Raw genomic sequence first — 8,140 nt, forward strand, 5'->3', positions numbered from 1 at the left:
ATGAGCGATATCATCAAACTGCACGACTTGCGCCCAGAAAAGGGTGCGAATAAGGCTAAGCGTCGCGTCGGCCGCGGTGAAGGCGGCAAGCGCGGTAAGACAGCTGGTCGTGGTACCAAGGGTACAAAAGCACGTAAGCAGGTAGCAGCAAACTTCGAGGGTGGCCAAATGCCAATCCAGATGCGTTTGCCAAAGCTGCGCGGCTTCAAAAACCCGAACAAGGTTGTATTCCAGGTTGTTAACGTTACTGATCTGGAAAAGGCCTTCCCACAAGGTGGCGACATCACCGTCGCTGACTTGGTCAACAACGGTTTGGTTCGCAAAAATCAGCCGGTCAAGGTCTTAGGCAACGGCGAGATCTCTGTCAAGGTCAACGTTACCGCGCAGAAGTTCTCTAAATCGGCCGTCGAAAAGATTGAAGCCGCTGGCGGATCTACCACCAAGGCATAATTTCTATGCGATGACTAGCTTATGGGCTTCCCAAAGAATGCTCTAAGCATCGCTATCGCCTAACGCCCCTGAGGCTGCACTACGCAGTGTCAGGGGCTTTGTTATACCCGCACCCTGGGTCGTTTTCCCAAGAATGATTAAGGTTGTCCTATCACACATCGACGCGAGGTGTTTTCAGTTAGAGAAGACTGGTAGGCTACTAGGGTCACGCGCGCATAAGCTTGCACGCAGGTATTTGGATTTAGTCGGCGACGGCTAACCCTCAAATGCACACAAATAAGAACTAATCGGTTGCCTTTGCGTCACTTTCCACGGTGGCAGTAGTTGGGCTAGGAGGCTTTAGTGTCTGCCATCATTCAGGCTTTTAAGGATGCGGATCTTCGGCGCAAGATTTTGTTCACGATTCTTTTGATCGTGATCTACCGCGTCGGCGCGCAGATCCCATCACCGGGCGTGGATTATCAAAACATTTCTGGGCGACTCCATGAGTTGACCCAAGAAAATGACAGCTTGTATTCCGTCATTAACCTGTTTTCCGGTGGCGCACTGCTGCAGCTATCGATATTTGCCATCGGCATCATGCCGTACATTACGGCCTCCATTATTTCGCAGTTGCTCACCGTCGTGATTCCACATTTTGAGCAGTTGAAAAAAGAGGGCCAATCCGGCCAAGCGAAGATGACCCAATACACCAGGTACATGACGCTTGCCCTGGCGCTGTTGCAATCGGCGGGCATCGTCGCCTTGGCGGACAGGAACCAGCTGCTGGGGCAGGGTGTAGAGGTTTTGGATCCTGACCGCACCGTTTTTGACCTCGTTCTTCTCGTGACGGTGATGACTACCGGCGCGATTTTCGTGATGTGGCTTGGTGAGCTCATCACCGAAAAAGGCATTGGAAACGGCATGTCGTTGCTCATTTTCGCCGGTATCGCAACACGCCTTCCTACCGATGGTTACAGGATCTTGCAGGACAACGGCGGAGTCGTTTTTGCGGTCGTATGCGCAGCTGTGGTGGCGCTCGTTGTCGGTATTACCTTCATGGAGCAAGGCCAGCGTCGGATTCCGGTTCAATACGCAAAGCGGATGGTCGGCCGTCGTCAGTACGGTGGATCTTCGACTTACCTGCCACTGAAGGTCAACCAGGCCGGAGTTATCCCGGTTATCTTCGCTTCGTCGTTGATTTACATGCCGGTTTTAATCACCGAGATTGTGAACTCTTCGAACCCGACACCACCTGACAACTGGTGGATGCGCAATGTAATTGCGAATCTGCAATCGCCATCGTCGTATGTCTATATCGCGGTTTATGTCACGCTGATTATCTTCTTCTCTTATTTCTATACCTCGATTCAGTATGACCCGAATGAGCAAGCAGAAAACATGAAGAAGTACGGCGGCTTCATTCCTGGTATCCGCCCAGGCCGCCCAACCGCGATGTACTTGAGCTTCGTCATGAACCGGCTTCTGTTCGTTGGTTCTATTTATCTCGCGTTCATTGCGATCCTTCCGAACCTTGCGCTTGACTTGGGGGTTGGCTCCAATGATTCCGCAGGCATGACTGCGTTTGGTGGTACTGCTATCCTGATTATGGTATCTGTGGCTCTTACCACAGTGAAGCAAATCGAATCCCAACTTCTGCAATCCAACTATGAAGGGCTGCTCAAATAATGCGATTGGTACTCCTTGGCCCAGCTGGCGCCGGTAAAGGCACCCAGGCTGAAATCCTCAGTGAAAAACTTAATGTTCCGCATATCTCTACTGGTGATATCTTCCGGGCAAATATCTCAGAAGGCACACCGCTCGGCGTCGAAGCCAAGGAATACATCGACGCCGGAAAGCTGGTCCCTACTGACGTTACAGCTCGGATGGTTGAGTCCCGCTTGGAAGAGCCGGATACCGAGGAAGGATTCCTTCTTGATGGTTTCCCGAGGACCGTGGAACAAGCTCAGATTCTGGAAGACTTGCTCGGCAAGAAAAATCTGCGGCTCGATCACGTAGTCAACTTCGAAGTTTCGGAGGATGTTGTCGTTCAGCGCATGAAGGCACGCGGGCGTGCTGACGACACGGAGGACGTAATCCGCACACGGTTGGAGGTATACCGTGACGAAGTAGTCCCGCTGATTAAACACTACGGTGACAACGTCATCAATGTGCAAGCCGAGGGAGAAGTCTCGGAAATTAACCAACGCACCATGCAGGCGCTCGGGAAATAGCCAGCTATCCGATAAGCTATGGGGGATCGCCAGCAGGCGTCCCGTTTTATTAAAAGGACAACTCTTCCATGACTACACGCAAAATCGTTGCCGGCCTCGTAGGCAGCTTGGCAATGTTGGTATCCGTTATGCTTCCGGGCGTCTCCGCGCAAGCACAGCCACTGCCAGGCTCGTCGGCGGCTATTGACCGGTTCCAAGCCCCGCAATTCCCAGACTTCAATCAGCTGGTCCAACAGTTTGATCAAGGCAACCGAGACGGTGCTTGGCATTTGCGAACACAACTCGTGCATCAGGCTAACATCTTGAACCCTCAATTTGCAGCGGGTCTTGCGCAGACCATCGACCAAGCGCTGGAGTTCGTATTCCCGGGGCTGATCGCCCAAAAGCAACAAGCCGCTCGTGGTCCCGCGGAGCCAATGACCCCGGCCCCGTCACGCGGCCCGCACATCGACACCGGAGCATGTCCGGCTGACGCTCGCGTTTGTGTGGATATCGACGGCCGACGCACTTGGCTGCAAGATGGTCATGGATCTGTCACCCATGTCGCGTCCGCGATGGCTCCCGGTAAACCAGGTCAGGACACCCCTCGAGGTACTTTCCACGTAAACCGTAAGGTTAAGGACGAGATCTCTTACGAGTTTAATAACGCCCCGATGCCATACGCGATTTATTTCACCAATAACGGACATGCGTTCCACGAAGGTTCTCCGGCTTACGATTCCGCCGGATGCGTACGTCTTCCAAATCAGGATGCGATCACCTTCTGGAACCACTTGAATATCGGAGACAAGGTCTTCATTTACTAAAATCGCCTTAAGCTTCCTGACAGGCAGGCTCCGTCTGAACTGAGCGAAAGCACAAGCAAACCTGGAAAAGTTTGTTTTTGCTGCTAGTGCTCTGTATAGTTGGAGCTTGGTCTGTCAAGGTTTAGTCTTGCTGCGTTTGACCAGCATGACGCGACTCAATGACACCGGCCGCGGCCGGTGTTTTTGCATTTATAAGACTCTTTCAGGCCGGTAAAGCATTAGACAAGCAATCGGCGCAGTTCGCCCTGTGCCAGGAAGCCGGAGGATATGGCTAAGGAAGGCGCAATTGAGGTTGAAGGTCGGGTAACCGAGCCTTTGCCAAACGCAATGTTCAAAGTCGAGCTAGACAACGGACATGAGGTGCTTGCTCATATTTCGGGTAAGATGCGCCAGCACTACATCCGTATCCTTCCCGAGGATCGGGTCGTCGTGGAGTTGTCTCCATATGACCTGAACCGTGGCCGTATTGTCTATCGCTACAAGTAAAGACTGTAAGCCTCCCTACTCAAAACAATCTGTCCGCAAATAACTCTGCGGACAATTGTTCGTATACCTCAGGCCGCGGTGGCCCGAGCCTGGTGTGCATTACGGCGCAATATTTTGCGTCTACGCCGCACGATCCAGGGCGGGTAGGGAGAAAACCACCGTACATACCCCGAAAGGACTCGCCTTATGGCACGTCTCGCTGGTGTGGATCTCCCACGCAACAAGCGTATGGAGATCGCTCTCACCTACATTTACGGCATCGGTCCAACCCGTGCCACCGAGTTGCTGGAAGCTACCGGCATCTCTCCTGATTTGCGTACCGACGCCCTCACAGACGATCAGGTGTCCTCGTTGCGCGACCAGATCGAGGCTCAGTACACCGTCGAAGGTGACCTTCGTCGTGAAGTCCAGGCCAACATCCGTCGCAAGATCGAGATTGGAAGCTACCAAGGTTTGCGCCACCGTCGTGGTCTGCCAGTCCGTGGTCAGCGCACCAAGACCAATGCTCGTACTCGCAAGGGTCCAAAGAAGACGATCGCAGGAAAGAAGAAGTAGTTTATGCCTCCAAAGACTCGCTCTGGCGCACGCCGTGGCCGTCGCGTCGTAAAGAAGAATGTGGCCCATGGCCACGCCTACATCAAGTCGACCTTCAACAACACCATCGTGTCTATTACTGACCCTGCCGGTGCTGTTATTGCATGGGCTTCGTCTGGTCATGTTGGTTTCAAGGGCTCCCGTAAGTCCACCCCATTCGCCGCACAGATGGCTGCTGAAAACGCCGCCCGCAAGGCAATGGATCACAACATGAAGAAGGTTGACGTTTTCGTCAAGGGTCCGGGCTCTGGCCGTGAGACCGCCATTCGTTCCCTGCAGGCTGCAGGCCTTGAGGTCAACTCCATCACTGATGGCACACCGCACCCATTCAATGGCTGCCGCCCACCGAAAAAGCGTAAGTTCTAGGGGAAGGAAGAGGTTTAAAACATGGCTCGTTATATTGGCCCCGCAACCCGCGTATCCCGCCGTCTGCGCGTCGACCTAGTCGGCGGAGACTTGGCATTCGAGCGTCGTCCTTACCCACCAGGACACGCTGGACGCAACCGCATTAAAGAATCTGAATACCTGTTGCAGCTGCAGGAAAAGCAGAAGGCGAAGTACACCTACGGTGTTTTGGAACGCCAGTTCCGTCGTTACTACACCGAGGCTAACCGCCTGAACGGCAAGACTGGTGACAACCTCGTCATCTTGCTCGAATCCCGCCTGGATAACGTCGTCTACCGTGCAGGTCTGGCCAAGACCCGTCGTCAGGCACGTCAGTTGGTTTCCCACGGACACTTCACCGTGAATGGCAAGAACATCGACATCCCGTCCTACTCGGTTACCCAGTACGACATCATCGACGTTCGCCCACGTTCGCAGAAGATGCAGTGGTTCGAAGAAGCCCAGGACTCCCTTGCCGACGCCGTCGTTCCGGCTTGGTTGCAGGTAGTCCCTGATACCTTGCGCATCCTCGTGCACCAGTTGCCCGAGCGCGCTCAGATCGACGTTCCGCTGCAAGAACAGCTCATCGTCGAGCTTTACTCGAAGTAATCTGGCTTCGGATCTGCAGCTTTACATTCCTCATTGTTGTCCTAGCCGGCGTCAAATAGCGGGCGCCAAAGGAGAAAATTCATGCTTATTTCACAGCGTCCCCAGCTGAGCGAAGAATTTATCGATTCTTCCCGCTCCAAGTTCGTCATTGAACCATTGGAGCCGGGGTTCGGCTACACGCTGGGTAACTCGCTGCGTCGTACGTTGCTGTCCTCGATCCCTGGGGCGGCGGTCACCTCCGTCAAAATTGATGGCGTACTCCACGAGTTCACGACCATTAACGGCGTTAAGGAAGACGTTTCTGAAATCATTCTCAACGTCAAAGACCTTGTGCTGTCCTCGGATTCGGACGAGCCGGTAGTGATGTACGTCTCCCAGCAGGGGGCGGGCACTATTACGGCCGGTGACATCCAGCCACCAGCGGGTGTGGAGATCCACAACCCGGATCTGCACATCGCAACGCTGAACGACGATGCTCGTTTTGAAATGGAGCTCGTTGTTGAACGCGGTCGTGGCTACGTACCTGCTGCGGCTACCTCGGGAGACATCGGACGCATCCCAGTAGATCAAATCTACTCGCCAGTGCTGAAGGTGTCCTACAAGGTGGAAGCAACTCGTGTTGAGCAGCGTACTGACTTCGATAAGCTGATCATCGACGTCGAGACGAAAAACTCGATTTCCGCTCGGGACGCGCTCGCTTCCGCCGGCGGTACCCTGGTCGAGTTGTTCGGTCTGGCGCGCGAACTTAACACGCAGGCAGAAGGCATTGAGATTGGACCATCCCCACAGGAATCCGAATACATTGCCGCTTACGGTATGCCTATTGAGGAGTTGAACTTCTCTGTTCGCTCGTATAACTGCCTGAAGCGTCAGGAAATCCACACTGTTGGTGAGCTCGCCGAGTGCACCGAGTCTGATTTGTTGGATATCCGCAACTTCGGCCAGAAGTCGATCAATGAGGTCAAGATCAAGCTGGCGAATCTGAATCTGACTCTGAAGGACGCACCTGAAGATTTCGACCCAACTGTGTTGGAAGGCTACGACGCAGAAACCGGCGACTTCAAGGATCCTGCAGAAGATTCCGAGTAAAGCGCATATGTTCTGGCAGGTTCACTGTTTAGTGAATACTGTGCCGACACTGCAAGCACAGTTCCCTAGTGTCCCTGCTTACGCGCTCACTTAAATAATACGAGGAGAAACACTATGCCTACTCCAAAACGAGGCGCCCGAATTGGAGGCTCGGCTCGCAACCAGCGTCACATTCTGTCGAATCTGGCCGCTGCACTGTTCGAGCACGACTCCATCAAGACCACCGACGCCAAAGCTAAGCTGCTGCGTCCATACGCAGAGAAGCTGATCACCAAGGCCCGTTCCGGCACCTTGGCTGACCGTCGTGAGGTACTCGCACAGGTTCCGCAAAAGGAAGCTGTTGCTCGTCTATTCAACGAACTTGCTCCAAAGTTCGAAAAACGCGATGGCGGCTACACCCGCATGGTGAAGCTGGAAAACCGTACCGGTGACAACGCTCCTATGACCCAGATTTCCCTGGTTCTGGAAGAGACCGTGTCCGCTTCCGCAGAACGCACCACTCAGGCTGCTGCTGCGAAGGCCGATTCCGACTCCACCGATCCATCTGACGAATCCAACATGGATTCTGAAGGTGCCGCTGCTAACACCGAAGCAGACTCCGAGGAGAAGTAATCTCGCGGCTTTCTAGCGGTGGGCTAGTGGTTTGTTATTTATGACCAACTGCTAGCTCTCGGTACCTTATCTGCAGCACACCAACACGGTTGTGTGTAATGAAGATCACTAAGCTCTATTTCCTTGACGAAGAGGAAATAGAGCTTTTGTGCATTAAAGTGAAGTTATGAAACGCAACGAATCTAACCAAGACCGTGGAATCCGTGCTGTAGTCGGCATTATTGCTTTGCTCATTGGGCTGTTTGCAGTAGGCGGTTTCCTCCGCGCACTGTTGATCATCGTCGGCCTCGTTCTGGTGATCACCGCAGCAGTGGGCTTCTGCCCGCTGTACCGCCTGCTGGGAATCAATACCTGCAAAGTGCGGCGTTAACAAAGCCTGGCGTTAACACATACTGGTATTAACATAGTCCGGCATCAAACCAGGGCGGCGTTTACCTAGCGGCGGTCTAGCCTAGGCAAAAGCGGGAGCACGTTTGCGACCGTGCCGCCCCAAAGACATTGAGCCGAGCGCCGCCACCAAGAGCAGGGCATAAGCGAGGGTGATTGCCACAGCCGCGGGGATGTCTATGCGATACGCGCTCCAGAATCCCACCAGGCTGCCTATTAGTGCAATCACGACGGCACTGCCCAGAATTTGGGTCAGCATGGAAATGCCCGGTAGGCGAAAAGTGACAGCGAAGATTCGCCCGGTAGCCGCAGGCAATACCATCATCGCGATCACCAGCATCACACCGGCGGCGTAAAAACTCGCAGTGACCGTCAAAGAGGTTAAGGCGAGCGTCGTCAAGCGCAATGCCCGTACCGGTACGCCAGCGACTTTGGCGGCACGGTCGTCGAAGGCACAAGCTCCAAGCAGGGGGAGGAGCCAGCCGACGAAGACGATGTTCGCCAGCATGA

At 54.0% G+C, this 8,140-nt stretch carries 12 protein-coding genes; 11 read left to right on the plus strand and 1 reads right to left on the minus strand.

Annotation, left to right across the window (positions count from 1 at the left end; all coding sequences use genetic code 11):
* The 11 genes from rplO to A5774_RS10565 all read left to right on the plus strand — a co-directional run bounded on the left by rplO (position 1) and on the right by A5774_RS10565 (position 7,613).
* Positions 1–450 carry a 50S ribosomal protein L15 gene (rplO, locus tag A5774_RS10515; protein ID WP_021353412.1) on the plus strand — a complete coding sequence of 150 codons (450 nt, stop codon included), beginning with the start codon at positions 1–3 and terminating at the stop codon, positions 448–450.
* 342 nt (positions 451–792) lie between these two features.
* A complete protein-coding gene (gene secY, locus A5774_RS10520) occupies positions 793–2,118 on the plus strand; it encodes a preprotein translocase subunit SecY (protein WP_023018969.1) in 1,326 nt (441 codons plus the stop codon).
* Positions 2,118–2,663 (plus strand): adenylate kinase, encoded by a 546-nt coding sequence (locus A5774_RS10525; protein ID WP_027017521.1) that lies wholly within the window; start codon positions 2,118–2,120, stop codon positions 2,661–2,663. Before secY ends, A5774_RS10525 begins: the two co-directional genes overlap by 1 nt.
* Positions 2,664–2,731: 68 nt before the next feature.
* Entirely contained in the window at positions 2,732–3,469 is a 738-nt protein-coding gene (locus A5774_RS10530) for a L,D-transpeptidase (protein WP_027017522.1), read from the plus strand.
* Positions 3,470–3,736: 267 nt separating this feature from the next.
* A complete protein-coding gene (gene infA / locus A5774_RS10535; protein WP_018121277.1) occupies positions 3,737–3,955 on the plus strand; it encodes a translation initiation factor IF-1 in 219 nt (72 codons plus the stop codon).
* Positions 3,956–4,141: 186 nt separating this feature from the next.
* The gene (gene rpsM, locus A5774_RS10540; protein ID WP_021351969.1) at positions 4,142–4,510 is read left to right on the plus strand and encodes a 30S ribosomal protein S13; all 369 of its coding nucleotides are present in this window, start codon (positions 4,142–4,144) and stop codon (positions 4,508–4,510) included.
* A 3-nt stretch (positions 4,511–4,513) separates the two neighbouring features.
* The gene (rpsK, locus tag A5774_RS10545) at positions 4,514–4,915 is read left to right on the plus strand and encodes a 30S ribosomal protein S11 (RefSeq protein WP_018121275.1); all 402 of its coding nucleotides are present in this window, start codon (positions 4,514–4,516) and stop codon (positions 4,913–4,915) included.
* A gap of 21 nt (positions 4,916–4,936) precedes the next feature.
* Positions 4,937–5,542, plus strand: a complete 606-nt coding sequence (gene rpsD / locus A5774_RS10550; protein ID WP_021351968.1) for a 30S ribosomal protein S4 — start codon at positions 4,937–4,939, stop codon at positions 5,540–5,542.
* Positions 5,543–5,623: 81 nt separating this feature from the next.
* Positions 5,624–6,631, plus strand: coding sequence for a DNA-directed RNA polymerase subunit alpha (locus A5774_RS10555; protein ID WP_021351967.1), 1,008 nt, complete (start codon positions 5,624–5,626; stop codon positions 6,629–6,631).
* A gap of 114 nt (positions 6,632–6,745) precedes the next feature.
* The gene (gene rplQ, locus A5774_RS10560) at positions 6,746–7,243 is read left to right on the plus strand and encodes a 50S ribosomal protein L17 (RefSeq protein ID WP_023018971.1); all 498 of its coding nucleotides are present in this window, start codon (positions 6,746–6,748) and stop codon (positions 7,241–7,243) included.
* 166 nt (positions 7,244–7,409) lie between these two features.
* A complete protein-coding gene (locus A5774_RS10565) occupies positions 7,410–7,613 on the plus strand; it encodes a DUF2892 domain-containing protein (RefSeq protein ID WP_021351965.1) in 204 nt (67 codons plus the stop codon).
* 81 nt (positions 7,614–7,694) lie between these two features.
* Here A5774_RS10565 and A5774_RS10570 read toward each other — a convergent pair.
* Positions 7,695–8,140 (minus strand): metal ABC transporter permease (locus tag A5774_RS10570; protein WP_064834708.1); only part of this gene is annotated, 446 nt, incomplete at its 5' end.

The sequence above is a fragment of the Corynebacterium sp. EPI-003-04-2554_SCH2473622 genome (assembly GCF_001665955.1).
Lineage (GTDB): Bacteria > Actinomycetota > Actinomycetes > Mycobacteriales > Mycobacteriaceae > Corynebacterium > Corynebacterium pseudodiphtheriticum.